The sequence below is a fragment of the Pyrobaculum sp. genome (assembly GCF_049971835.1).
In the GTDB taxonomy this organism is placed as follows: domain Archaea; phylum Thermoproteota; class Thermoprotei; order Thermoproteales; family Thermoproteaceae; genus Pyrobaculum.
The window spans coordinates 1-2143 of the sequence record NZ_JBMFKV010000273.1; the positions used below are offsets into that span (position 1 = coordinate 1).

At 58.7% G+C, this 2143-nt stretch carries 2 pseudogenes; both read right to left on the reverse strand.

Annotated elements, in window-relative coordinates:
- Positions 1-693, reverse strand: a pseudogene (locus tag ACP5J3_RS13570) (DUF499 domain-containing protein); the annotation flags it as partial.
- Positions 694-723: 30 nt separating this feature from the next.
- Positions 724-2143 (reverse strand): annotated as a pseudogene (locus tag ACP5J3_RS13575) (DUF1156 domain-containing protein); the annotation flags it as partial.

Consider the following 2143-nt stretch of genomic DNA (forward strand, 5'->3'; position numbering starts at 1 on the left):
CACTCTAACTACGTTCATCCTCTCCACGGCGCTCAGCGATCTAGACACCTCCAGCGCAGGCCCCCTCCCCTCCGGGAAGAGGGAGTAGGACACGAAGAGGTAGACGCCGGAAACCTCCCCCGCAACCTCGGCCAGCGTCTGGATCCACTGCACGAAGCCGGGCTCCTCCTCTAGGTACTGCGTCTCGTCGAATACAATCACAAGCGGAACATATTGTCTAACAAATTCCCGCATCTCCTCCTTAGTTTTGAGAGACCTCATCTTCTGTTCAAATACCCCCAGCTCGTGCATTGCACTGAAAACTGCAACATTGGGCACCTTAGCAAGAGTTGGCGTATACAGCTCAATCCCGTACTCAGCCAAGTGCCGCGAGACGCACTCCCCCGACCCCTTACACCTCTTGTACAAGGCCACGATGTGGAGGACTAAGGCGAGGAAGTGCGACTTCCCAGCCCCCAGCAAGGCGGGTAGGGTATATATCTGCGACTCCCCAGCCGCCAGCTTCTTCAAGAAGTCCTCAAGGTTCTGTCTAAACCCCGGCGTGATGTACGTAATCTTGAAAAAGGAGTCGGGGTCGCAGTACACTCTGTGGGCCTCCTCCGGCCTCTCCCCCAGAAACAGCGCCTTGTAGACCTCGTATATGTCGATGGCCGGACTTATCTTACCCTCAGCCAACAACTTTACAAAAGACACACATGGAACTCTTCAGATACTTAAAAGTACCTACCCCCACCACTCGGCGCCCAGAATAACCTTCGCGGTCTTCACATCGACGTCGTCCTCGTCGAGAACCCCGGCCCTAGCCAGCTCCACAAGCGCCCTGGCCAGCGCCAAGGCCTCCTCCCTAACCTCCGGCGCACAGGTCACGGAGGTCTTAGCCAGGAGGTTGAGCTGAAGCTGGCGGAAGCAGTCAAGCACCGGCCGCCCCCGCTGAGCCGAGTACACCCGCCGGATCTCGTCCACCGTGTCCCCCCGCGGCGCCAGGACCTCAAAAGCCTTGCGCTTAGCCACCCTCGGCCCGCCCACGTCGGCCTCCCTAATCAGCCCCAGCTTTATGAGGTCTACGTGCGGCAGGCCGGTGGCCCGCTCCACGTGAGACAGAGTGTCGCTGTCCACATACCCCCGCTCGTTCTCCATAATGCGGAGGGCGAGGTAGGCGTGCGCCGCCGGGTCGGACAACCTCACCCCGGCCTTTCTCAAGAGGGCCTCGAAGGCGATCGCCACCGCCTGCCTCATCAACCCCTCGGAATCAAGCTCCAAGCCGCCGAGCATAACCGGGCTGTGGGCCGTGAGGTACTCCAAAGCCGCCAAATAGGCGTAGACCCACGCCGTCGTCCCGTTTTTCTTCTTCGCGCCGCTGGACACAGCCCTCAACCTGCGGTCGACCCTCTCGGCCACCTCCTCTATTACCATCTCCCTCTCGGCCGAGAGGTCCAGTGGCCTCGGCCCGGCCCTGCGCCTCCACGCAGAGACGTAGCCGCCTAGCACAGACGCCTTGCCCCTAGCCACGACGTTCTCCTCACTCTCGGTAGCCACCGGGTACGCCGCCACCATTTCCAGCCCGTTCACGCGCCAGAGGGCGTCCACAAGGGCGGCCCACGACTCCGGCTTCTTAGCCACGTAGTAAGTCACAAGGAGGCCGTCCTCCTTCAAAAACCTGAGCACATTGGCAAAAGCCTTAGCCAGCATCTCGCGGAAAGTGGCGCTGATCTTGAAATACTCCCGGCGCCCCTCGCTCTCCGACACCTCCCTCACGGCGAACCTCTCCCACTGAGTCCCCACCTCCAGCCCAAGCTCGTCGAAAAACGCCTCGGGCAGAAACCTAGGCCGAAGTGCCGCGCCGTCGCTGTCGCTGAGCGCCCTCTTAAGCCACACGAAGTAAAAGTCGCTCAGTTCGGAATAAGCCACATCGTCTGCATAAGGCGGATCCGTAATAACTACGTCATATCTTTCGTCTTCTAGATCAGATAATTCTGACGCGTCACCCTGGAGTATGCTTAATTTGCCAGAGTTTTTATTTGCAAAAATCAAGTATAGCAACCCCTCAATAAGAGTATTTAGATTACTGTAATAAGCGCCAGTCCATTTAGCCCACGGCGATATGTCGTTGTAATTCCAGACCATAGCAATTCCCCTCATGGAG